Consider the following 24997-nt stretch of genomic DNA (forward strand, 5'->3'; position numbering starts at 1 on the left):
AAGCAAAAGCCCCTTATAAAGGTGGATTTTGTTACTAATTTAGAAACTGCTGAAATAATACAGGATCCTCCTTTAAAAGTTCTGCTAAAAACATAAGTTGCGGATAAGGTTGTAAGATTAAGTCTATATCCATTTTTTCTTTCAATATAGCTATTCCACCTTGCTTAATATAATCTTTTAGTGTTATTTCCTTACTACAAATTAGCCTAATATCGCTTAAAGAGAGTAACAGTAGTCCATTCGTTTCAGAAGATGGTTTAGGTAGCATCTTTGAATAGGCAACATACATGATAGATAAACTCTCATCTGGACTATCAATAATTAATATTGGATTGATCTCATTTTCTACCTTTATTTTCTTAGATTGCGCATTCCAGTTCTCTTTATAATATGTACTTGGTGAACTCAAAATAGTAATATTGATAGTAGCTTCTTCTCTCACTTCTCTTTTAGCAGTTTCTACTGCTGTTTCATCCGCTTCTTTATGTCCTCCAAGTCTTACTACACCTAATGTATCACCTTTACTCGTTGGTCCAACCTGAAAAACAAATAAATTCTTATACATTACATATGCACCAGATGTTCGTACATTTTTATCTATATGTATCAATATTTTCCCTCCTAAATTAACCATCTTACAAACTAATTTACTATAATTTTATTATGTTATTAAATTATGTTCAATCCAACACACAGTATCAAGTAAATTTTCCGCTATATAATTAGGCACCGTTTCTATCCACGAATTTCTATACTTTGTTAATGAGCTTTCTCCCCATCCTCTTCGTACCAAAATCTTTTTTCATATTCGCCCTTTCAGCTGCAATCATATCCGTACTCCCTGTATCTCCAATAAGAAAATAGTCTCTTAACCATAGATTATGTTCTTTCGCTGCTTTTAAAAGTAAATCTATATTTGGTTTTTGGCAGTCACGGCCTGTCTTGATATTTATGGATATATTTATAAAGAAAAAAGGCATATAATTAATGCCTTTTTTCTTTATCATCCTTTAACTGGATAACAAACTTCTGTAACCCACTTATTAGGATCGGATTCCATCGCTGGGCTCACATGATAAATATTAAACATCGGGCCTGCTAATTTGTAACCTTCTGTCTCAATCCACTTTGCTGCAGCCTCATTTACAGCTGTCATCTGTTCATAACTTCCATTAACTGTTATAGAAGCTACATTAGTCGATTCCATATTTTTAAATGTAACGTCTTTTGTATTTTCGTGCTTACCTAGAATACTTAGCTGTATTTCTATATCTACATCATTTTCTTTGTATTCACGATCATGGAAAACCGCAATACTATAACTCGGTTGGGCAATACTAATATTTTTCATTTGAATTTCTTGCATTAATACACTCCATAAATCACCTTCGCAATTATACGATGGAATAATCTTTCTAACACTAGCTACAGTTCTTTCTGGAATTTCTTTTATTGAAACATGATAATTCATCTCAACAACATCCTCTCTCATCGTTTTCATTGAGTCTTCGAGGAGACGTAATTGTTTTTGGAGGTTATTCATGTCTTCTTTAATTTGAGCACTACGATTTAAAAATTGCTCTTTTATGCTATCTATATTATCGCATTCTATTATTTCTTTGATGGTAGCAATATTAAACCCCATAGCTTTTAATGTTTGAATTTGATTTACCTTTTTTAATTGGTCAGCTGAATAAAATCGATATCCACTCTGCTCATCGACTTTTACTGGTTGTAATAATTCCACTTTATCGTAGTGTCTCAACATACGTATACTAATGGAAGATAGTTTCGAAAAATCCCCTATTTTAAACATGATTTCCTCCTATAAGTTACATCTACTTTGAAGCTCAACTTTATCTTAAACAATGACATTGTGTGAGGGTCAACTGTTTATAACGTTTGAATTATATTTCTTTAATTATTTACCCTTATACACTCTTCTGTCTTATACCTATAAAGATTGATAATAATCCGTTCACAGCTAATAAAATTACTATAATACTTGTAAGTAAACCTACATCTGCCGCAAATATTTTTATCGTACGCCATGGTGAGCTTGTACAATAAGTAAGAAGTGGGATGAAAATAATAGATAATAGTAGGAATAGAGTCCCTACGAATAACCAAGTTAATTTTTTTACAGTTTTCTTATGTTTATATTTTTTAATTAACATAATTGATGAAATGAAAAGCGCAAGTATAACTGTAGACATAACAATTTGTGTAAATGGTATGCTTTTATGGGGATCAACCGGTTCTTCTTCATTCAAAATATTAATAATCCCCTTTTTTAATACTGAAAGTGCTGGTTCTTCTAATACATGATTTTTATTTGTTAAAATCACACCACCCCAGCCACTTTTATTTAAAGTAAATATTTCTGTACGAGCATCGGGCGTTGATCCTGAATGCCAAATCATCGTTTCGCTTTCATTTATACTTGTTGTTCTTAATCCAAAACCATAGCTTTTTTCTGAATTTATGTTATAAAGTGGTGTAAGATAAAGGTCGATGTTTTCTTTCTTTAAAAATTGAGTATCTTCTTGTCGATTCAAAAACATAATAAATTGAATCATATCTTCCAAATTTGCGGTAATATAACCATACGGTGCCCCGGCATTATCATAGGACACTACACTTTTTCTTGGTATGCCAAACCATGACTGATAACCTGTTAAATAGCCTTTTTCATATGCAGTTTCTTTACTTGCTGCCGCACCATTCATATTTAACAGCTGAAAAACATGTTTTTCCATATATGAGGAATATGTATCATTTGTAATTTCCTCAATAAGTGCACCTAAAACAATATAATTCGCATTACTATATTGATATTTTTCTCCTGGTAGAGCAGTTAATTTTATATTTGAAAGTCTCATTACATTTTCTTTTAATGCTGTAGAACTTTTGGATTGCTTATCTGATATTAATAAGCCTTCATATGTGTTTATTCCGCTTGTATGAGTTAAAAGGTGTTGGATTGTTATAGATGAGGATATTTGAGAATCTTTTAGTTTAAACCAAGGAAGATGTTGTTGAACTGAATCCTCTAATTTTATCTTTTTGTCTTCTATTAATTTCACTATAGCTAAAGCTGTTAAAGATTTGCTTATTGAGCCGATTGCAAATGGTGTTTTACTAGTTATTTTTTTTTCAGATTCCCCAGTAATCCCCCACGTTTTAGTGAAGAATACATCTTTATTATGTACAATTGCAACAGCAGCCCCTGGAATATTCTGTTCCTTTATAAATTTTTCAATATACTTATCTAAAGTAGCTTTAATATCTTGCTGAGCATATGATTTTGGATGAATGATACATAATACTATTACATTACAAAGAATATAGATTTGAAATAGTTTATAGATAGTTTTCTTCATTATACTTTAGATAGCTTTCTTTTTTTATAACTTACTAAGCTAATAAACACTGCTACAGAGAGCATAAAGCTAATCATTATTAATAAAACGTTCCACCATTGATTCTCTGATATGCGATATAAAATATTATAATTAAATGTATTTTTGCTATTAGTTGAATTAAATGATTCAGTTAAAAATATTGAAAATGTAGTTTGCGAGATGAGGTAAGTAATAAATGCGATGAATATGCCACGTAAGATAAATGTGTTGAATTTTCCTTTTTCATTTTGAAGTTGTTTCATTTTAACTTGTAAATCAATTTCATTTATTTCTATAAAATCTTTAACAAATAATTGAGGGGTACCTAAATCATCTATACTGTCTTCACCATGTTCACGACACTCTTGAATATGTTCTAATATTTGTCGCTTAATATTTTCCCTTTCTTCTAAACTAATATCGTATTGCTTTAATTCCTTAAGTACGTCTCTTAAAAATTGCTTTTCTTTACCTATCAATTTATTCCTCATTTCAGAAGGTCTCCTTTCAAACCGCTTTTTAATAACATTTGAATATCGGATTGCAATTCTAACCACTCATTAATTTTCTTCTCAAGACGTATTTTCCCATTTTCATTAATTTCATAATAAATCCTCACTTTACCACTGTCTGTTACCTCTTGATAAGTAGTAACCCACTCTTGATTTTTCAACTTAGTTAAAATAGGATAAATACTTCCTACTCCTTTCAATTTTAAATTGTTTATTTCAAGTTCTTTCATAATTTCATATCCATAACTTTTCTTTTTCGACAAAATAGATAATACACACATTTCTAAATGACCTTTAATTAAACTTGTTCTATCCATAGGATAAATTTAACAGAAATATATACTTCATTCAAGTATATATTTCTGTTAAATTTAAATAATCAGACGATAAAGTAAAAGATTAATAAACAAAATATATCACTTATGAACTGTTTTCTCTCTAAATTATCGCTTTTATAATATAATAATTACATAATATATCAATCATTTATTCTTTTTAGTTTTTCATCTCACTATCCTTAACTTAATACTTCTTTCCTTAATGAAAAATATTGTATGCAGGACATAAAAATAAGAAGATCCAACTTCTTAACTTTGACATTAAGAAGTTGGATCTTTTTTATTACTTTGGAATAATGATACTACCTTAATACAAGGCTTCTTAAGAAATTAAGTTTTATATAAGTTGTGTTAATGAAGTTAGTTATTTTGATAACACATAAACTAATAAAATTTACTGATTACTCTCAAGACATTCATAAACCGCCATCATATCTCGTTTATCTAACTCACGAATACGATTAAAAATTGGTATTTGCCCAACAGCTTCTGTTAATAAGCTTTCATTCACAACATCACTTACTTTTCCAGTTAACCACGTTTGTACATCCACGCCCTCAACAACTTCTTTTAACCCTTCGTCATTAATACCACTTGCATTACAAGTTACACATGGAATTGTTAGTTTAAAGACACCATCATGTAGATTATCTTCGGTTATCACTTTCTTACCTTTACAAAATGGACATGGATTATTCTTTTTAATTTTATTAATTTGGGTAACTAATTTTTTGTATCCAAACGCTTCGTATACATACGTAAGTTTTTTATATTTACCATTTGTGAAATACTTATCTATAATGGTTTCTCTCGTTTCATAAACATTAGGGAAATCACAAACAGTTACCTGATTATTAACACTAATGGATTCGATATTTCCTTTTATTTCGCTCCAGAATGGTAAGACATTTTGTAACACCATTTCATAGTTTGAAAAGCTTGCTTGTTCTAATTCAAACATTTTCAATGCAACTTGTGCTTTTCTTGGCAATAAAGAAACATCTTCCGTCAATACCATATCGCCACCAACAATAGACTTCAATTTAACAAGTGCCGGTAAATCACCAACTGTTTTCAATACTTTATTAATAGGCTGATTGATTATTTCACGAATATCTACGTTACCAAATTTAAGTGGCTTATGATGATTTAAAACCGTCCCCTCACAAATTGGACATTTCATCATTTTTTTTGAACTCTTAATTTCTTCTTTAATAGGTGCTTTTGAAATAACAATATATCCACCAATAATTGTATTAAACCCTACCCATGTTCTGCGTGTCTTTCCTTTTTTATCATAAAATGATTTTTCAAAATATCCGTACCAAAACGTATGCTTTTCTTCTTCTGACATATCATTATAGCTCTTTGACAAATCGTGACCAAGCTCATTTTTTATTTCTTCGAATAGAAATTCTATTTTTTCATGCTGATAAAATTTTAATACCTTCATGATTTCTGGATCGAATAGCCCATCCCAAAATGGAACACTTTTATCTTGAATGGCAATATCTTTATCAAAAACTTCAATTTGAAGACGTCCAGAACAAGATGGACAATGATTGTCCTGTGAATAGAAATCAAAACTTCTCGTATCTTTATTAATTGGATGAGCAGCTACAATATGATTAATTAATCCACCAATCTCATATAAGAAACTATATTGACTATATAAATGTCTTTCAAGATCAATAGCAATAACAGGTGCGATTGTATCAGATTCATATTCACCATAAATTAACCTAGCCATTGATGATAAACTTTTTAAAATACCGCCCTTATAAACATTTTCGGCGTTTTTAAAATAGTTAATATGATTTTCTTCTAAATAGTGAACTCCTTTTTTCTGCTTAAGCATTGAAGAGATATTTATTTTCTTTGTGCTATTCACATTACTTTTTTGACGATAGTAATCCTCATGATTAACAACATCCAAATGCTCTACAGATTCATTCTGCCTTTTTCCAAAATCAACTATATAATCAGAGCTTTCTAACATGTAACGATTATGCTCAATCATAATGATAGAAACTGATTCATCTTGCAGAATACCTCTAATACTATCGATAAATTGATTTAAAATATTTTGTGATAAACCTTTTGAAGGCTCATCAAAAATGAATAATGTATGTGGATTTCTAGTGTTTGCAAATAATTCCGAAACTAAATGAACACATTGAAACTCACCTGTCGATAATGTTTGTGTTTTTCTCTCTAATGTTAAATAGCCAAGTCCTAATTTAATTAGTAGGCTCAAACGTTTATAAGCGATATCTTCATTTGGAAGTTCATCAATAATATCCTCAATCGAGCGCTCAAAAATATCATCAATGTCTTCACTATACTTTGTCAGTTTCTTTTTAATATCTAGGAAAGTTGCTACAGTTGATCGACTTGTAATTGATTGATTTCGGTCTTGTCCTACCATAACTAATTTATCTTTTGGATATCGTTTCAAAAAATCTGTAGCTAGACATTCGTTGACAAGTGTAGATTTCCCACATCCTGATTCTCCTGTAACTGTTACAAGCCTGTTTTTAGGAATTTGAAACTCAGCTATTTGGATATTACGGCAATATAAATCATAGAATGTATAAAATTCTGTTGGTATTTCTTTATTTCGATCCCACAGTATTGACTTTGGTCTTGGTGATTCTTCCACAATTTTCCCGCCATATTTTCCGCTACCAGGTCCAAAGAACAATTGCTCATCAGATGTATCTAGTACTGTATCTGAATGATCAATAAGCCAAATTTGATTTTTACACCCTAATCGTTTAATCTCTTCTAAAATTTGTAATAAAGTTTCATGATCAAGTCCAACTGAAATCTCATCAATAATAATTACAGCATTTTCACTTACTGCCATGAATTCGGCCAAATAAAGTCGTGTTAACTCTCCACCTGATAACGTACCCATAATTCGATTTAATGTTAAATAACCAATGTTCATATTAATAATATTTTGCAGTATATGCTGTTTTTCTTCACTAATATTTAACTCTTTTGCTAGTGAAAGAATAGATTCAATACTTAAATCATTAATATTTGAGATTGAATGTGGCTTGTCCAGCAAATTAATTTCATGTTGTTCAATTTCTTCACTATAACGTTTTCCCTTACATTTTTTACACTCAACATTTTTTGTAGTACCACGGCCTTTACAACCAGTACACCAGCCTAATTGATTATTAAATGAAAAGACCTCTGGAGAAAGATTAAATACCTCAGCAAGTTTTTCCCGAACCTCTGTAAAAACACCAGTATGAGTACCAATCGTTGAACGCGGATTAGACGAAATCGATGATTTTCCTAGAAAAAGTACTAAAGGCATTTCTTCCATCTTAATGGCACTAAAATTTGTTTCCATAATGTTAGGAAATAAATATTGATATTCAGCCTTTGGTAATAAAGAAACTAATCGTTTTTTTGATTCTTCACCAATTGTTTGGCAAAAAGTTGTTTTACCCGATCCAGATAAACCAGCAATTCCAAACGATTTATTAAACGGTATAGTTGCATCTAATTTATTTATGTTATTAGCAATTAATTGATTTACTTTCATATTAACCTCTATTCTTATTTATTCACAAAAGCATTTTTAAAATATAATAATTACATAATGAATATTACCTATTATGCAATTATCCTCTCACTTCATGAATCTTATCCTTGTATATTTCAAACCACTGTTGCCATTCATCTTTAGAAAATTCTTTCTCTTCTCCTTTTAAAACGAAAGAAAAAAGATTTAAACAAATATGCCAACCAGCTACATCTCTCGGTGTATGATCTGTTAATTCATGAATGTACTCTTTAAGAAGTAACAAAGTACCATTCTCCTCTTTATGTATTTCAAATCGAACACGGTCTTTATCCCAAGTAAATTCAAGTACTGAGTTTAGTTGACATTCTAAAATATCAATGTTTATGAATGAACCGTCCATCATGTCGAACTTTATTATTCCACCAGTTTTAAGGCTTTCAATCTGTAAATTGGACATCCATTTTTTCAGCTTACTGTTTTCTGTTAATACAGACCAAACTTCCTCTACCGTATATGGAAATTCGCGTTCAAATTTTACAATATATCCATCAGTTAGTTTCCCAATTTCAGCTATCATTTTGATTGCCTCCTTATATAGAATGTATGTTCTCACTTCATTTTACACGAATATAAATATAAAATAAATATTTATGACAACGAAGTGTTAATTTAAAGTGAATGGTGCTGAGAAAAACTTAAATATTTTCTAAATCGAGTTATATAATATTGAAAATCAAATATAGATTTACGTACAAATAAAAAAGCCGCATTTGCGACTTATGAAATCATAGGATTAACTCCTGTTTTATTGTATGATTAACGCTTAATCGCATCGACAATTAGCGATGGAAAACCAAGTTTATCGCCTTTATTTCTAGAATCATACCTTTTCGAACGGAAAATAACACCGTCGTTTGCATCCCATTCGTTGTAATAAAACCGACCATGTTCATCACAATATTCAAGTAAAACTACCTCGAATCCAGCAGTTTCAAACATTTTCGTTAATGTTATATAATTATGAACGATTTTATGACTTGCTGCTGGATGATCTTTCGGACCGGGTCCCCCTATTTGAACTATATTTTGATATGCCTCATCCTGAAAGAATGCATCAGGGACTCCGCACCGAATATGACCAGATGATTTTAAAAATTCATAACAAATTTCAGCTGCTCTTACACCTTCTTCAAAAGTAAGGTGTTCCCATACATGCTCAGCTAAAATAGCTGAAATAGAGTTGTATTCAAATCTTTCTTCCCACGTAGCTTTATCTAGTAAGTTAAGTTCATCTTCTTGCGTTTGAATCCAACCTGGATTATTATTAAACACTCCAGCTCCGACAACTACTTTAATTTCGTCTTGTTTTATTGCCACCATGTTCACCTCTTAAATATTTTAATTCATTAATATATTCTATGTTTACTATTATCCTTCCTCCTTTAACAAATTTAGTACCATGAGTCCAGTACAATACCGAACTCATGTCTTAAAAACTCTCTAACGCAACGATCTGTCTAACTCTATAAAATTAGTTCATAATATACGATTTTTCTTACAGAAATATAGCACAGCAAACATTAGCATAATACCAATTACGTAAAAAATTGTTGTTCCGCTCCCACCAGTATTAGGAATTACCCAATTATTCTTCGCATTTTTCACTGTTATTTTTTGTGTCTTTACTGCTTCTGTAATTTCTATTTCTATTGGATCCCTAAGTAACATATATCCGTTTGGCGCTTTTATTTCTTTTATCGTATATTTTCCAAGTACTAATTGACTGGAAATCACCTTTCCTTTTTCATCCGTTGTTAATCTAGCCACTTCTTTACCCTCTTTATCTAAGACTTGAAATATAGCGCCTTGTAGTTTTAAATTGATATCCTTATCATCAACTTTCTCAATTTCAAATTGTCCAGTCGGATCTGGTAATTTCTTATTTCCTATTTTAATTTCTATTACTGCATCTTTTTCTACTTTTACAGTTATTTTTTCTTTTAATAATTCGTAACCTTTAGGTGCTTCTACTTCCACTAAGGTATAGTTTCCTTTTGGTAAGTCTTTTGATACTACTTCTCCTTCTTCATTTGTTACTAGTTCTCCAACTATTTTTCCTTTTGAATCTTCTATATGAAACTTTGCCCCTGCTAGCTTTTTATTTTTATCACTTATGTCTACTTTCACAAGCTTTATTTTCCCCATTGGATCTGGCAATTTCTTATTTCCTATTTTAATTTCTACTACTGCATCTTTTTCTATTTTTACAGTTATTTTTTCTTTTAATAATTCGTAACCTTTAGGTGCTTCTACTTCCACTAAGGTATAGTTTCCTTTTGGTAAGTCTTTTGATATTACTTCTCCTTCTTCATTTGTTACTAGTTCTCCAACTATTTTTCCTTTTGAATCTTCTATATGAAACTTTGCCCCTGCTAGCTTTTTATTTTTATCACTTATGTCTACTTTCACTAACTTCATTTTTCCCATTGGATCTGGCAATTTCTTATTTCCTATTTTAATTTCTACTACTGCATCTTTTTCTACTTTTACAGCTATTTTATCTTTTAATAATTCATAGTCTTTTGGCGCTTCTATTTCTACAAGGGTATAGTTTCCTTTTGGTAAGTCTTTTGATATCGCTTCTCCTTCTTCATTTGTTATTAGTTCTCCAACTACTTTTTTATTTGAATCTTCTATATGAAACTTTGCTCCGATCAATTTTTTATTATCATTATTACTATCAACCTTTTTTATTTTTATTTTTCCTGTACTAGGCTTGTTCCAATGTTGCCAGTTAAATTTGAAATTGTGAAATTCAAATCCACCAGTTTGTTGTACCGCACCGACAAATGCTTGTCCATTAATCGAACCGCCTTTTGTTTCTAATACAGCATTGGGGGCAAACACACTACCAACGACACCATATCCCTCTGTTATAATTTTTTTCGCATTTGGAAAAACCCAAATCACTTTCCCATATAGCTCAGTAAACGGGGAATTAGGAGAATATGGTTGTGATGTAGGAACTATATCTGTAGCCCTTCCAATATTGTTCGTGTCATATAGAATAGACCCATTTTTAAATGTAACCTCTGTTGCATCCGAATACATAACAATAAAATCTTTGTCCTTAGCACTCGGTAAAAATACATCTCTTATATCTAAATTGTTTTTCCCTGTCAATTCTGATGAAACATAAATATTAGAATTGTTTATATCTTTTCCGATTCCATAACTCATATTTGGAATTGGGGTATTCGTTTTATATTGACCAGCATTTTTACTGACTTGGTTCACTATATTGCGAAATTCATTAAATTTCGCGTCAATTTCTAGTTTTTCTTTATAAACGATATGATCATAAGAAGATTGTATGATGCGATCTGGATCACTCTCTTTTGTCATTACGACTATTCCGTTTTGAATGATAAAAGATTCTTCTCTTGATTTCTTAAATTTTCCAGACAATAACAAGGACGGATATCCCTCATCAACCCATTTTTCACCTACTATATTAGATGTTCCCGCTGCAGCACCTACAATTGTATACCCCGATGCATCCATATCACCTTGAACTGCAATTGCTCCTTCAATGTCGCCACCTATTGCTTTATGGTTACCAAAGACAACTGCATTATAGCGCGATATATCACCTAGACCTTCTAAGTTTGTCGTGGATCCATATACTTCTTTTGGTACATATATGACAAAACTTACACTTAACATTAACAAAACAATAAAATGAATACTTACCAGCTTTAATCGTAGCCTCAATTCCTTTGTTCCCACCTTTACCGTATTTTTTCTATAGTCGCATAAAATGACATATTCACCAATGAGGATTTACTTCATCCTTTCTATACTTTCTTTACTTATCTCTGAATTTCCGGTCCCACTTCCCATTAATGCAGGATAAATACATTCTATCGAGTTAACCTTTTCTTATAAATTACGACTAGAAACACACATAACAATAGGATTGGAACTATTACAGTCCACTTATTAAACATAAATATCTCTGTACTCACTTTTTGTTTTTCTTTCTCGTTTAACTCCACACGCACACCTCGAACTAGCAACCTATTGGTGTTTACTCCATAAGGCGTACACGTAATTAAAGTTGTATAATCTTTATTTTCTACAATTTGTAGATCGTCCGTTTCGTGTGGTAACACTACTTTAATTTGATCTACTTTATAAGCAAGAACTTTGTCTAAAGAATGAATATAAAAAAGATCTCCTTCACTCAACTTATCTAAATCTGTAAATAATTTTGCTGATGGTAAACCACGATGCCCTGTTAAAATAGTGTGCGTATTTTCTCCACCTATCGGGAGCGAAGAAAAATCTAAATGACCTATCCCGCGGCTCAATACTTCCTCAGATGTCCCTTGATAGATTGGCAGTTTTATATTGATTTTCGATATTTCAATATACCCCATTACATCTCCTAAATTTAACGCATCAGCATATGCTTGATGATTACTTTTTTTTTCAGAAAATGGATCAGTAAATGTTTTCGTGGAAGTGTGAACTTGTTTATTATATTCGGCTGCTTCTTTTTCCCTACGTTCGACTTCTTTCTTTTGTAGCGCTTTGATATTCTTATCGTAAGAGCTAATCTCAGAATAATGTGCACGAGTCGCCAACCAATTACTAATAGTAGGATATAAAAAAACACCTAATCCAAATAAAAAAATACCTCCCAAAACAAGATTTCGTTTCATATTTCCACCTCTGTATATGCTTAAATATCGAAAAGAGGGAAGCATTTTGCTTCTCCCCTTTTCCCATAGTTACATGTTCCTAAAATCTTAATTATTAGCAAACTTTTTTCTAAAGAAAACAAATGCCGCTGTAACCATTAACGTAAGGCCTATTACAGTAAAAAGAGTCGTTCCTATGCCACCCGTTACCGGAAGAACCCATCCACTTTTATTATTTTCAATCGTTAATTTAACCGTTTGATTATTTTCGCTAATCTTTACATCAATGGGATCTTTTAATAATTGATAAGAAGCTTTTGTACCATCTTCTTTTGTATATGTTGGTGCTTTCGTTTCAAAAATTTGATAGTCTCCATATGGAATGTTAGACCATTTAATAACACCATTTTCATCTGATACACCTGTTACTTCTTTTCCTGCTACAACAACTATTTTTCCATTTTTATCTTTAAGTACAAACTCTGCACCTTTTAATTTATTCTTATTAGCACCATCAATTTTTGTTAACTCAATTATTCCAGTTGTCGGAACAACAACTACAGGTTTAGATTCCTTTTCTCCAATTACGTCATTTTTATTTGTAAAATCAATTTTTGCTGTATTTAAAATTTCCGAACCAGATGGTACTCCTTCTTTTACTTGAGATTTAATTTGCAAATGAAATTCTTTTTTACCATCTAATTTTGTGAAATCTTTTACTGTAGCTGTTACTTTTTGACCTTCTATAGCTACCTCTACAATGCTTGCATTTACTTCTGCTCCATCAATTTTCACGATTGGCTTTCCTTGAATTACTAAACGATTATCCAAAGTATCTGTTACCACATATTTTTTGTATTCCTTAATGTCTTCTGGAATTAATATTTTAATATCATAATTATAATTAGTTAACGGATTGATTGGTAACGCTTCCAATTTTCCGTTAATCTTTTTATCAATTATTGGTTCTTCATAGTTTTTCACTTCTAATTTAACTACTGTACCAGAAGTAATAGTTCCATCTTCATTAATTGTTCCGGAGTTCTTAACAAAAAACTCACGTTTAGTTGGATCTATTACATAGCCTTTCGGAGCTTTTGTTTCTTGGAAATAGTATTCTCCATACACCAATCCTTGCACTCGAATATGACCATTAGCATCTGTTACTAACTCTTTTTTCACTTCTGTACCGTCTTTTTTAAATAAAGAGAATACTGCACCTGCTAATGCTTTTTCATTTACACCAGTTTTTATTAAATCCACTGCACCACGTTTAACCTCATTTTTAGGATACATGTGAACATCATAGTTTAGCACCTTACCCTCTTTATTCGTTAATGGGATATCCACTGTATACGTATTGGGATTTAGATTAACATGTGGAGGTCCTGTCACTTCTTTCACCTCATAACGTCCTAGCGGAAGATCTTTTAATACAGCTTGTCCGTTATCATCTGTTACTACTTGCGTTGGAGTTGCTCCCATTACAGGTTTCACATCTCCTTTCACGATTTTCCCATCGTTTGAAATTTTTTCAAAAGACGCAACCTTTTTCACTTCAAACGTTACACCTTTTAATGGTTTCGCATCTTTTGGCACCTCTTGATTTGCAGAACCGTCACCTTCTAGTCCCTGCGCTCCATCTTTTTCTTGTTCATACTTATGAATCGTTAAAGTACCTTTAGATGGTGAATCTGCCTTTACTAATACACTAGACCATGTAGAAAATGTTAAGAATAACACTAAAAGCACACTAAATATTTTTTTCATTTCTCTTATCCCCTTTACTACTTCTATCATTTTAAAAATCTCTTTATTACTATTACCTTCTTAAAAGCAATAGTGTGCCAAGTATCAGATTTAAACGAATAACATAAAACATAGTCGTCCAACAATCCATTGTTTTACAATCACTTATTCACTTTTCTTATCTTCTATTATTACGTTGTCTCTCCACATGATATATATAATTTTCTCCCCTAAATTACACTTATATCTCTACTTCAAAAATCATTACATTTGTTACATAATAGCTTTCACTGCTAATTTCGACTAGTCACTTACTGTCAATCTATTAATTTCTCACTTCCTATCCCTATTTAAAATCCAACCTTAATCATTTTTAATACATATAAGTAATAACCAACAAATAAGTGTGACGATTCATATTTTACGCTACTGTCCAAAACTATTACCTGTATATTCAAATAATATGTGCTATTCATGTTAAATTATGGTATTATTCTTAGAAGTTTATAACTTTTATTTATATTTTTTATTAATAAAGATTTTCCGTTTCTACTTATGAAAAAAGGAATATATGTTTATTTAACTATTACGCATAACTGTAAGGAGGAAGAATATGACTAAAAAGCTCAGTCTAGTTGAGATAGAGTACATTTGCAATATGTTTTTCCAATCTTTTGAAATTCCAGTTTGTTTTTTAGATTGTAACAAAAATATTCTTTTAGAATTCACATCAAAAAATGATTCACACTCGTTGTATACATCAAAAATAGAACAGTTACATGTGCTTTTTCAGAGAAATGATACATATAATTCCCCCATCTTCAGAACTCACGAACATCTAGGGCACTTTATTTTAATTCACATAAAGAGCGATTATATGGTGAACGGTACTGTTATTATTGGGCCCTTGGCACATGTAAATTTTTCTACAAGTAAAACGGATAGTAACCTTAATTTCATTCCAAATTATAAAAGAACAAGAAACCATTATTTTTCATTGTCAGTCAAAGATCAAAATTTCTTTGTAAATATGGCAATATTGTTCTATAACATTTTCTATAAAAAAATTTCAGATGTAAGCACCTTTTCAAATAACAGTGACTCACTTCATATAAGTCATAGCAGAATCTTAAACGAAGATGTATATATTTCAATGCAAAAAGACGAATCCGTTTATCATAATTTATATATAGAGCAGCAACTGCTTGGTTCTATAGAAAACGGGGATAAAGAAACCGTACTCAAATATTATTACGAATTCCAACAAGAGACTCTTTCATCTTTATCTTCATTCCATCAATTAAGACGTCATAAAAACATTTGTATTTCATCCATCACGCTCGCTACTAGATATGCGATAAAAGGGGGACTTCCATCTGGGATTGCTTACAAAATTTATGATTTACATATTCAAAGAACAGAAGATTTAAAAGACAAAGAATCTGTTTGGGATTTATTAAAAAATGCTTTTTGTACCTTTGCAGACCGTGTAAAGGCACAAAAAACACAGCAACATTCACAGACTATTGCTATTTGCAAAAACTACATTTTTAAAAACATTTACAATCCAATATCCGTTAAAAAACTTGCTAAATTTGCAAATGTGAATTCAGATTATTTATCTATATTATTTAAAAAAGAAGTCGGTATTTCATTAATTGAGTACATTCAACGTGAACGAATCGAAGAAGCAAAGAAATTATTAACTTTCACCACCTATCCCTTATCAGACATATGCGCTTCGCTTAATTTTAGCGATCAAAGTTATTTCACTAAAATTTTCAAAAAATTCACCAATGAAACACCTGGTAAATATCGAAAATCTCATGTTGTCATTTAGAGTGACACTTCCATTAAAACAAAGTGTTTTCAGTAACTTATCAATGGCAAATTAGAAGTACTCCTATATTCATGAGCTATAGGATTTATGCTATTTTCAAATCAAAAAACACGTTACTATTCTTTTATTTTAATGAGAATAGTAACGTGTTTTATATGTAATATAGTTCTGTAGACAGAATAGTATCCAACTGCAAATTTTTATAAAAGCCAAATGTACCGCTTAACTATTAAAATCTTAATAAGTAAAAAATCCATATTTCGTTTTATTTACTTTCTACTTTATTTCTTATGAATACTCAACTCTTTTCTTCAAACGAATAATCCCTACTATTATTTTTGTATCTTTCTAAATTTGCGAATCAAAGTGAGTACTGTACCTGCAATAATCATCAATATGCCGATTGCTGCACTGTTAGTTGTACTTACACCCGTCTTTGGCAGCTCCTTATATGTATATTCTTTTTTATCGGTATTACTGTTATTTGAGATATTATTGTTATTTGTCTTATTAGCAAGACCATTAGGTTTGCTAGTTTCTTTATCTTTCACTAATACTTTTTGTATTGTATTTACCTCATTACCCACGGAATCTCTTACACTATATATTATTTCATAAGTACCAGCTTTAGTTGTATCTATAGTTCCTTCATACGCTACTTTAGAAGTAAGGTCACCGTCTTCTTTGTCAGTAGCTGATACTCCTACCAACGGATCAAATTGATCCCCCTCAGTAATTGAAGTTGTAGCAGGTACTTTTAGTATTGGTTTATCATTTTTAACTTCTTCTCTAACTTTGACCGTTACAGTTTGCTTTGCCGTTACTTCATGACCTTTAGAATCTGTAACCGTGTACGTTAATATGTAAGTACCGGCTTTAGATGTATCTACTTCACCATCAACTTTGATTTTAGAAGTGAGATCACCATCTTCTTTATCGATAGCTAATACTTCTGCCATTGGAACAAATGAATCTCCTACATAAATTGTCGCTCTAACAGGCACTGTTAATTTAGGTTCTAAATCTGATGTTTCTCCATTTTTCTCTATAATTACAGTCTGTGTTGCCGTTGCATTCCGCCCTTGAGAATCAACAACTATGTATTCCATAATGTATGTACCTGATTTTGAAGTATCTACATCGCCTTTATGCTTTACTTTATTTGTTAAATCACCATCTTCCTTATCAACAGCTTTTACATTTCTCATTGGATCAAACGTATCTCCTACACGTAGTGTAATGGTAATCGGTACAGTTAACTCTGGAGCTTGGTTTTCTACTGTTTTTTCGTTTTCTTTCACTTTTCCTGTAATTTTTGCCGCATCAAAAGCATTTTGGATTGCTTGAACTTCAATTGAGTTCGTTCCATATTTATTAGTTGCAACTGTAAGGCATGCCAATCTCAATTCAGAGAAATTAGAAGTCATGTTTAATTCATCAGTATTTGCATAATAGAAAATATCAAACATTTTATCTTCACCAATACCATTTACATTTACACCGTTATGAGTACCACCTTGTGCAATTAAATACGCAACTTTATTAATAATACTTGAGTTAAAATGAACGCCTCCATAATCCTCTCCATTTAAATCATTATATTTACTATAATCATCAGGATACGGTAGTCCTTCTGAAAAATTAATTGCAGTTGGATTTTTCATATTACGAAAAGTCGATCCAGTTTGTTCTCCTATTGTCCAGTTAAATTCCCCATTATTTATGTATTTCTCTATAGCCGTTCCCATAATATCAGATAATGCCTCGTTAATCGCCCCAGATTCTCCTGAAAATTCAAGGTTAGATTCGCTTGATGTAACTGCATGTGTAAATTCATGACCCGCTATATCGAATGCTTTTACCATAGGATCTCCATATAAAAGCATACTAATGTTATTAATATTAGTACTAAATGCATTCTCCCAATTTTCAGGATCATTTGTTCCTCCAGAATCCCATGCATGTACAACTGAAACTACTTTTTTTCCTTTATTATCAAAACTATTACGCTTATATTTTTCTTTATAAAAATCGTATACCTTTGTTGCTAAGAAATGAGCGCTTACCGCCTTTGGATCATTAAATGTTGTTGAAACGCTAGTTGCTAGTATACCAGGATAATAACTTTCTTCATTTGTAATATCTCTATAATTTACATCATATGTCTCAATTCCTTGTCCTCTTGTATAATCAGCAAGCGCATAATTCCCATTGGTCTGTTTAGAAATACCAAATGTACGAGTTACGCCTAAATCATCTTTTCCTGTTCCAGTTAATGATGTGAAATTGTTAGTTTTATTTTCCTTAACGGATTCAACATACTCTTCACTTATTTTCAAACTTGATTCTTGTACCATATCTTTTAACATATCACCATTATGAGCATTCACTAAATAAGTTCCAGATACATAATTTGGTGTTGTAGCAGCAAATGTAACTTGATATGCGTTGCTAGCCTGCCCATGATTTTCATCAACAAAAATAACTGCCTTAACTTCTGGCTCTGAAATAAATTTAGTATCGTTTCCGTACTTTTTATAAATATATTGTTTTGCTTCTTCTTTTGATAAATTAATAGGTTTCTTTAAATCTTCTTGTGTTAAATTTTGTGCGCTAGCTCCTGAAATGCTTTTAATAATACCTTTTTTATCTACGTGAGCAGTCAACTGGTGGCCATATACTTCTTTTCCTTCATAAATTTGTTGCATGCGGACAAGTGTAGTTCCATCATAAGAACCACGTTTTTGAAGAACCTTGTAATCTACTCCTGTTTCTGCACTAACTTGTTTTGGAGACAAAGCATGCTCCGTATTTTCCTTAAGCGCATCTTTCACTACATTCTCTGGTGCCTTTTTTGATGGTTGTGTAAGATCACCTGTACGGAACGAATCCTCTTGAATTTCAACTTGCATTTGACCAGGTTCCTCTGCATGACCTACTCCATATGGTGTTACACTTGTTAAAACGAATCCTGTTGTTAATGCAACTATAGCTATTTCTTTTTTATTTCCCATGATATTTACCTCGTATAAATTTCTATTATTTATATGAAACTGCTAAAATGTATACAATCTATTCCAAACATAAAAAGATGACTTTTGTAATCTACAAAAGCCACCTCTTCAATATGTAATATCCCTAAAATGTTTTTAATACATAATTTCTATACAAACAGAAAAAAGCATTCATTAACGAGCATTTTGCAATACTTTTATTAGGTCATTTATATTTTCAACTTTCTGCTGAAACTGATCAAGTCTGCTATGTAACAATGAAGGATTTTTATCTTCAGTTGAAATAACTTGTTTTAATTCGTTTTCTAATTTATCATACATATCAAAGAAATTATCAAATTCTACACTTACAAGCTCTTCATTTTCGCGATAGAATCTTTTTGCTTCTATATAAGTCATATATGATTTATTTAAAAATCCTAATGAAATTAAATATTTAGAAGTGTTTTCTTGATAAATAGCAATATCACACGCAATTTTAATATCAGAATAAGTCTTTTGAACGAGACAATGCAATTCAAAAATCTTAAACTTTAATCCATTATTCATTTCATCCCCTCCCATCGTATCTATTCTACATAAAATTAGAATATTATACAAAGAAAATTATTAGCATGAAATTGACAATTTAAAAAATAACTTAAGGATAAACAAAATCCCTCTCATTATAAATTATAGTTGCGGAGCATTTACCAACATAACAGCAAAATAAAAAGCGAAAAGAATAAATCTTTCCGCTCTTAGAGTAATAAATACATTTCATATTGCGCTAAAGAATTCTTTTCAAATCCACATTTCTTAAGAAAACCTTCCAGTAAATTATTGTTAGGAAACCCAATTGATAAACTTGATAAATTTAATTCTTCTCTTGCTACTTGTAATAATTTCATCCCAACACCAATATTTCTATAATCTTTGTCTACGAAAATAAAACTAATTTTACCTTGTTTATTTACACATAGAGAGCCTTTTAAGTCATTATCGACATATGCACCATAAAATACATTATTTGTTTTTTTGATATAATCAATATCATTTTGCCAATTTATATGGAAGTTTAACCATTTCTGAATTTCATCTTTAAAAGTTGGAAATTCTAATTGTTTTACTTCAATATCCTTACAATCTTTATTCATTATTTTAGTCAAATCATTTAAATTATAATAAGAAAGATCGTACACTTTTTCATAGCCCAACTTATTATAAAAATGAATCGCTCGGTCGTTTCCTACAATGACTTCGAGAAAAAGTTGCTTACATCCATGTTGAATCGCCTCTTCTTTATGCAGTTCAAATAATTTTTGACTCACACCAATACCGCGGTAATTAGGATGAACCGCTAATGTTCCACAGCGCATAGTCTTTATACTTTCATAATCCTTTATACCACCTAATATTACGCCAACTGATTTGTCACCGTCTAAAGCAAGAAAAGAATGTTCTAGCAAATTACCTTCTGGTCCCAAAAAACGGTGTATAAAATCACCTTTTGAAACTTCCATCTTAATAATATAATCGGAAAATCCATCTTTAAAAGCTTCATATACTAAATCAATATTTACTTCACTACATCTTTTATATTGAATCATATAAAATTGCCCTCCAATTGCTTGTATTAACCTCAACATGTACCCATATAATATATTCCATCTATTATAAATTTCAGCTCTTAATTTGAAATGAACGGACATTTCCCTACATATAACTTACTATTAATTTGTTTTATAACAAACTATCTATTATTTACTACATTAATCTCATAAATACGCAAAAAAGCAATTAAATGCTCACATGCTCTTTCGCATGCTAGCATTTTAAAGATTTTTTGTTCTTCTTTCGTTTTATCATTTGCTTGATCTGAAGCAGCTTTTAAACATAGAAATGGTTTTTTATTTATTTGACACACATAGGCGAAAGCTGCTACTTCTTGATCAACTGCCAATGCTCCATATACGGTATGGAGTAAATATCTCATTTCTGAACTACGAATACGTTGATCTCCTGATAAAAATGTACCGAAATGTATTGGATCATACGATCGTATTTTTTTTATTCTTCTTACAAGTGATTTTGTTGTTTCAATAGGTGCTGTTCTACCGTTATATAAATTAAAAACATTTTCCCCTGAGCCAGCAGCAGTAACATCGTGTTGTATTGCGTTTAGTGCCACTACAATATGACCGTTTTTCACCTTGTTTGATAAACTTCCGCATATTCCTGTCATAAACAACTCATCTGGCTGAAACTCACTAATTAACAATTGTACACAACTAGCGCAGCTTACTTTACCGACACCAGTAACAACTGATATAATTTCCAGCTCATTAATAGTATGAAAATGAAATTCCCAAGCTGCTCTTTTTTCAACACGTTCACTCGGATAATGTTGATGCAAATACGTCAGTTCTGGTTCCCATGCAGATACAATTGCAATACGCTTCATTACACGCTTCACTTCCCCTATTGTCATTTAAATAAGTTATCTATACTTTCTCGTTCATAATCTGGAATCCATTCTTTGTATTTCTTATATGAATCTCGTATTATTTCTTTATTCTTCGCAATTACTTCACATCCTCTATCATCATACATAAACATCACAATATCTTTCTTTGCATTTATGAGAAATACATCTGGATAAGAAATTTCTTTTTTTCGTCCAAATCGAAGATACAGATCAGAAAAATCCTCATGATTAGCAGCTTGTATCAGCGGTTCATATTTAATATCTTCCGCAAGACATTTAAAAGAAAATTGATATGTACAATATAAAGTGAAACTTTAATCAGTGGGGGGCTTACTGCCCGGCAAATAGCGGGATAAATCTGCTTCTTCATCTTCAAATAAAAACGGTAACGTTTCTTATCTTATATGAAATCTTAAATCTCTTTTCTTAATATATTTATTGTATATATTTATTTTCTGTGGAGTTTTTATGTTTTCCTTTTTAAATCTATAAACATTTGTCACTACAAACACTACATCTTCTTTTGAAAATATGTCTTCAAATAAGAATTTATTATATGTATATAGTTGAGAAAAGTATTCCATATTTAAATCGTCGGTTCCTTCTACAATTTGATATTTATCTTTTCCGAAATCAAAATGTAAATGATTTTCCCACTGAGAATATAAGTAGGGTCCTAATGTAACTCCTGGAAATGTTTGATTCATATATTCTTTTAATTGCATTTCCTTGTCCTTTCTACTGTACAATTCTTTTTAAATCCCAATATGCTTCTTCTAGCCACGGATGTATAACTTTCAATGTATCTCTCCCTTCCCACAAATATGAAATATATACAAAAGCTGCTTTTTCCAAAGATTTTCCCAATTCTTTTTTTATTTCTATTAAATATGGTGGTGTCCCTTTTTGATCCCATTCTATTTTATCTGCAACAAATAATACTAAATCCATCTTCGTTGCATGTTTACGCAACGTTGTATGGCAACAAATTGCATTTAATATCTCTTCATCTTCGACTTTAAATATTTCTTTTGCGATTACCCTCGATAATTTTTGATGAATAATCATAGGAAACTTTCTTTCCGCTTCCACTATTTCTACACCAAATTCTTCAGCAACTGCAATCCGCTCCTCGTTCGGAAAAATGCCACTAATATCATGTAAATATCCTGCAATTGCTGCTTTTTCTTTATCTACGTGAAACTTTTCTGCAATCTTTTTTGCCTCATTTGCCACACGAATTGGATGTTTATATGTAAACTCTTTATTATATTTTAGTAGAAAAGCTTTAATATCATTGTCTATTTTTCCAGTTGGAGTAAATGAATATATATCATTACATAACATAGAAAATCCCCCTTATAACTAACTTTCATTATAATGTGGAATCTAAATATCCTTGTTATTTTATATTCGTTATTAATCTTTTTACTCCTTTTTAATACGTTACATGAAATTTTATACAGAATCATCGCTACAAGTACATAAATGTTTGATATTATAGTAATGTTGATGATTTGTAAGGAAAGGAACTACACAATGAATAAAAATATATTAATTATTGATGATGATAAAGAAATTGTTGAATTACTTGCTGTTTATTTGCGAAATGAAGGCTATAACATTTATAAAGCTTATGATGGCGATGAAGCATTGCAAAAGGTTTCTACATATGAAGTTGACCTTATGATTTTGGATATTATGATGCCAAAACGAAACGGATTAGAAGTTTGTCAGGAAGTGCGTGAAAATAATACTGTACCAATTCTAATGCTTAGTGCAAAAGCAGAAGATATGGATAAAATATTAGGCCTTATGACAGGTGCTGATGATTATATGATCAAACCATTCAATCCATTAGAATTAGTAGCTAGAGTGAAAGCTTTATTACGAAGATCCTCTTTCCAAAATGCTACTTCGCAAAAGAATGAAGATGGTATTATTCGTATTCGCTCTGTTGAAATACACAAACATAATCATACAGTTAAAGTAAATGGAGAGTACATTAAACTAACCTCTATTGAATTCGATATTTTATATTTACTTGCGAGTAATACAGGAAGAGTATTTAGTTCAGAAGAAATTTTCGAACGCGTTTGGAATGAAGATGGTTATGGTTCAAATAAGACGGTAATGGTCCATATTAGCAACTTACGAGATAAACTTGAAACAGTAATAAATGGAGAAAAATTTATTCATACTGTTTGGGGAGTTGGCTATAAAATTGAGAAATGAAGCATTTGATATATTAAAAGATATTCCTAAATGGAAACTTATTTTTTGGCTTTTATTAGCTATCACACTCACTCCTATTACTGAACTAATTATTTATCGCCTCGTTACGAGTGTAATTGAAAGTTCACTTACTCTAACCGAACTCGGTAAAGAATTCATTCGAATTTTTGGTTATGAAAAGTATAAAGGGATTAAAGAGTCTTTATGGATGATGATTGTATCTTATTTGTTTTTATTTTCTATTTTTTCATCCTATCTTTACATTTTTTATCGTCACGAGAAAAAACTTTATTATGAAACTTGTATAAAAAAAATGATAGAAGAAATTCGTTATATTGCAAATGGAAACTTCAATCATAAAGTTTCTATTGTAAATCATAATTATCTAGAAGAATTAGCAATCGGGGTCAATGAAATTGTTGAACAATTAAAAGTCTCAATTGATGAAGAAAGACAAGCGGAACAAGCAAAAAGTGAACTTATTACAAATGTATCACATGACTTACGCACTCCCCTTACTTCTATAGTTGGATACGTAAATTTAATCCATCATGATAATTATAGAGATGAAGTGGAATTGCGATACTATATTCAAGTCATTTACGATAAAGTAACTCGTCTTAATGCATTAATGAATGACTTGTTCGAATATACACGTGTTCAAAATAAAGAATTAAGCTTGTATTCTGTTCCTATTGATATTGTAGAGTTACTTGGACAATTAACTGTTCAATTCCGCATACAGGTTCAAGAAGCTAATATAGAATGTCGGCCTTCTTTCCCGTCTCAAAAGCTCATGGTATTAGCTGATGGTGACAAATTAGTGCGTGTGTTTGAAAATCTTATTATAAACGCTATCGCTTATGGAAGCGAAGGTCGCTATATTGACCTTACTGCTTATGAAAGCAATAATATGATTACAATTGATATAACAAATTACGGACAACCTATTCCTAGTACGGATTTACCTCATATTTTTGAACGTTTTTATCGCGTTGAGAAATCACGCTCTACAAACACTGGTGGATCTGGACTTGGATTAGCAATTGCAAAAAGTATAGTCGAGTTGCATAAAGGAACAATTGAAGTATATAGTGATGACGAAAAAACAACATTCACCGTAAAACTACTTCCATACAAATGTTAATATTACAAATAAAAAGTTCAATTTCTTATCATATAAGA

Annotated in this window: 20 protein-coding genes and 1 pseudogene; 3 read left to right on the top strand and 18 right to left on the bottom strand. The window is 31.0% G+C overall.

Annotated elements, in window-relative coordinates:
• Positions 1-34: 34 nt before the first annotated feature.
• The 12 genes from MRP26_RS16850 to MRP26_RS16905 all read right to left on the bottom strand — a co-directional run bounded on the left by MRP26_RS16850 (position 35) and on the right by MRP26_RS16905 (position 14277).
• Positions 35-610 (bottom strand): NUDIX hydrolase, encoded by a 576-nt coding sequence (locus MRP26_RS16850; protein WP_078401765.1) that lies wholly within the window; start codon positions 608-610, stop codon positions 35-37.
• A 139-nt stretch (positions 611-749) separates the two neighbouring features.
• Positions 750-980 carry an HAD hydrolase-like protein gene (locus MRP26_RS16855; protein ID WP_234465731.1) on the bottom strand — a complete coding sequence of 77 codons (231 nt, stop codon included), beginning with the start codon at positions 978-980 and terminating at the stop codon, positions 750-752.
• A 23-nt stretch (positions 981-1003) separates the two neighbouring features.
• On the bottom strand, positions 1004-1816 hold the full coding sequence (locus tag MRP26_RS16860) for a MerR family transcriptional regulator (RefSeq protein WP_078401766.1): 813 nt from the start codon (positions 1814-1816) through the stop codon (positions 1004-1006).
• Between the two features lie 115 nt (positions 1817-1931).
• Positions 1932-3383, bottom strand: coding sequence for a serine hydrolase domain-containing protein (locus MRP26_RS16865; RefSeq protein WP_242806418.1), 1452 nt, complete (start codon positions 3381-3383; stop codon positions 1932-1934).
• A complete protein-coding gene (locus tag MRP26_RS16870; RefSeq protein WP_142245260.1) occupies positions 3383-3895 on the bottom strand; it encodes a DUF1700 domain-containing protein in 513 nt (170 codons plus the stop codon). The genes MRP26_RS16865 and MRP26_RS16870 overlap by 1 nt, the downstream gene beginning before the upstream one ends.
• Positions 3892-4197 carry a PadR family transcriptional regulator gene (locus MRP26_RS16875; RefSeq protein WP_307839921.1) on the bottom strand — a complete coding sequence of 102 codons (306 nt, stop codon included), beginning with the start codon at positions 4195-4197 and terminating at the stop codon, positions 3892-3894. The genes MRP26_RS16870 and MRP26_RS16875 overlap by 4 nt, the downstream gene beginning before the upstream one ends.
• A gap of 451 nt (positions 4198-4648) precedes the next feature.
• A complete protein-coding gene (locus MRP26_RS16880; protein WP_242806420.1) occupies positions 4649-7819 on the bottom strand; it encodes an excinuclease ABC subunit UvrA in 3171 nt (1056 codons plus the stop codon).
• A gap of 79 nt (positions 7820-7898) precedes the next feature.
• Positions 7899-8378, bottom strand: a complete 480-nt coding sequence (locus tag MRP26_RS16885; RefSeq protein ID WP_053564439.1) for an SRPBCC family protein — start codon at positions 8376-8378, stop codon at positions 7899-7901.
• Positions 8379-8617: 239 nt separating this feature from the next.
• Positions 8618-9181 carry a class I SAM-dependent methyltransferase gene (locus MRP26_RS16890; protein WP_242806422.1) on the bottom strand — a complete coding sequence of 188 codons (564 nt, stop codon included), beginning with the start codon at positions 9179-9181 and terminating at the stop codon, positions 8618-8620.
• Positions 9182-9337: 156 nt separating this feature from the next.
• Complete coding sequence (locus tag MRP26_RS16895; protein ID WP_242806424.1) at positions 9338-11575, bottom strand: MSCRAMM family protein; 2238 nt, start codon at positions 11573-11575, stop codon at positions 9338-9340.
• A 149-nt stretch (positions 11576-11724) separates the two neighbouring features.
• Entirely contained in the window at positions 11725-12528 is an 804-nt protein-coding gene (locus tag MRP26_RS16900) for a class C sortase (RefSeq protein WP_084746099.1), read from the bottom strand.
• 87 nt (positions 12529-12615) lie between these two features.
• A complete protein-coding gene (locus MRP26_RS16905; RefSeq protein ID WP_242806432.1) occupies positions 12616-14277 on the bottom strand; it encodes a SpaA isopeptide-forming pilin-related protein in 1662 nt (553 codons plus the stop codon).
• Positions 14278-14869: 592 nt separating this feature from the next.
• Between MRP26_RS16905 and MRP26_RS16910 the strand changes: the two genes are divergently transcribed.
• Positions 14870-16096: an AraC family transcriptional regulator gene (locus tag MRP26_RS16910; protein WP_071730581.1), complete on the top strand. Its 1227-nt coding sequence runs from the start codon at positions 14870-14872 to the stop codon at positions 16094-16096.
• Between the two features lie 332 nt (positions 16097-16428).
• Here MRP26_RS16910 and MRP26_RS16915 read toward each other — a convergent pair whose 3' ends face one another.
• The 6 genes and pseudogenes from MRP26_RS16915 to yqeK form a co-directional block, all read right to left on the bottom strand.
• The gene (locus tag MRP26_RS16915; protein ID WP_242806434.1) at positions 16429-19110 is read right to left on the bottom strand and encodes a M4 family metallopeptidase; all 2682 of its coding nucleotides are present in this window, start codon (positions 19108-19110) and stop codon (positions 16429-16431) included.
• 174 nt (positions 19111-19284) lie between these two features.
• Complete coding sequence (locus MRP26_RS16920; RefSeq protein WP_001059022.1) at positions 19285-19659, bottom strand: hypothetical protein; 375 nt, start codon at positions 19657-19659, stop codon at positions 19285-19287.
• Positions 19660-19850: 191 nt separating this feature from the next.
• Positions 19851-20699: a GNAT family N-acetyltransferase gene (locus MRP26_RS16925; RefSeq protein ID WP_242806436.1), complete on the bottom strand. Its 849-nt coding sequence runs from the start codon at positions 20697-20699 to the stop codon at positions 19851-19853.
• A gap of 143 nt (positions 20700-20842) precedes the next feature.
• Entirely contained in the window at positions 20843-21580 is a 738-nt protein-coding gene (mtnN, locus tag MRP26_RS16930; RefSeq protein ID WP_142238995.1) for a 5'-methylthioadenosine/S-adenosylhomocysteine nucleosidase, read from the bottom strand.
• Positions 21577-22302 (bottom strand): annotated as a pseudogene (locus MRP26_RS16935) (DUF3885 domain-containing protein). Before MRP26_RS16935 ends, mtnN begins: the two are co-directional and overlap by 4 nt.
• A 13-nt stretch (positions 22303-22315) precedes the next feature.
• Positions 22316-22924, bottom strand: a complete 609-nt coding sequence (gene yqeK, locus MRP26_RS16940; protein ID WP_242806438.1) for a bis(5'-nucleosyl)-tetraphosphatase (symmetrical) YqeK — start codon at positions 22922-22924, stop codon at positions 22316-22318.
• A 192-nt stretch (positions 22925-23116) separates the two neighbouring features.
• On the opposite strand from yqeK, the gene MRP26_RS16945 reads away from it, so the two are divergent.
• A complete protein-coding gene (locus MRP26_RS16945; protein WP_001038807.1) occupies positions 23117-23812 on the top strand; it encodes a response regulator transcription factor in 696 nt (231 codons plus the stop codon).
• Complete coding sequence (locus MRP26_RS16950) at positions 23802-24959, top strand: sensor histidine kinase (protein WP_001243312.1); 1158 nt, start codon at positions 23802-23804, stop codon at positions 24957-24959. Before MRP26_RS16945 ends, MRP26_RS16950 begins: the two co-directional genes overlap by 11 nt.
• The last annotated feature ends 38 nt before the right edge of the window (positions 24960-24997 follow it).

The organism is Bacillus sp. CCB-MMP212 (genome assembly GCF_022748145.1).
In the GTDB taxonomy this organism is placed as follows: domain Bacteria; phylum Bacillota; class Bacilli; order Bacillales; family Bacillaceae_G; genus Bacillus_A; species Bacillus_A cereus.

Bases quoted from the DNA above. Each gene is read 5' to 3' on its own strand.
- MRP26_RS16855 (WP_234465731.1), bottom strand. From the start codon at position 980: ATGCCTTTTTTCTTTATAAATATATCCATAAATATCAAGACAGGCCGT.
- MRP26_RS16860 (WP_078401766.1), bottom strand. From the start codon at position 1,816: ATGTTTAAAATAGGGGATTTTTCGAAACTATCTTCCATTAGTATACGT.
- MRP26_RS16865 (WP_242806418.1), bottom strand. From the start codon at position 3,383: ATGAAGAAAACTATCTATAAACTATTTCAAATCTATATTCTTTGTAAT.
- MRP26_RS16870 (WP_142245260.1), bottom strand. From the start codon at position 3,895: ATGAGGAATAAATTGATAGGTAAAGAAAAGCAATTTTTAAGAGACGTA.
- MRP26_RS16875 (WP_307839921.1), bottom strand. From the start codon at position 4,197: ATGTGTGTATTATCTATTTTGTCGAAAAAGAAAAGTTATGGATATGAA.
- MRP26_RS16880 (WP_242806420.1), bottom strand. From the start codon at position 7,819: ATGAAAGTAAATCAATTAATTGCTAATAACATAAATAAATTAGATGCA.
- MRP26_RS16885 (WP_053564439.1), bottom strand. From the start codon at position 8,378: ATGATAGCTGAAATTGGGAAACTAACTGATGGATATATTGTAAAATTT.
- MRP26_RS16890 (WP_242806422.1), bottom strand. From the start codon at position 9,181: ATGGTGGCAATAAAACAAGACGAAATTAAAGTAGTTGTCGGAGCTGGA.
- MRP26_RS16900 (WP_084746099.1), bottom strand. From the start codon at position 12,528: ATGAAACGAAATCTTGTTTTGGGAGGTATTTTTTTATTTGGATTAGGT.
- MRP26_RS16905 (WP_242806432.1), bottom strand. From the start codon at position 14,277: ATGAAAAAAATATTTAGTGTGCTTTTAGTGTTATTCTTAACATTTTCT.
- MRP26_RS16910 (WP_071730581.1), top strand. From the start codon at position 14,870: ATGACTAAAAAGCTCAGTCTAGTTGAGATAGAGTACATTTGCAATATG.
- MRP26_RS16915 (WP_242806434.1), bottom strand. From the start codon at position 19,110: ATGGGAAATAAAAAAGAAATAGCTATAGTTGCATTAACAACAGGATTC.
- MRP26_RS16920 (WP_001059022.1), bottom strand. From the start codon at position 19,659: ATGAATAATGGATTAAAGTTTAAGATTTTTGAATTGCATTGTCTCGTT.
- MRP26_RS16925 (WP_242806436.1), bottom strand. From the start codon at position 20,699: ATGATTCAATATAAAAGATGTAGTGAAGTAAATATTGATTTAGTATAT.
- mtnN (WP_142238995.1), bottom strand. From the start codon at position 21,580: ATGACAATAGGGGAAGTGAAGCGTGTAATGAAGCGTATTGCAATTGTA.
- yqeK (WP_242806438.1), bottom strand. From the start codon at position 22,924: ATGTTATGTAATGATATATATTCATTTACTCCAACTGGAAAAATAGAC.
- MRP26_RS16945 (WP_001038807.1), top strand. From the start codon at position 23,117: ATGAATAAAAATATATTAATTATTGATGATGATAAAGAAATTGTTGAA.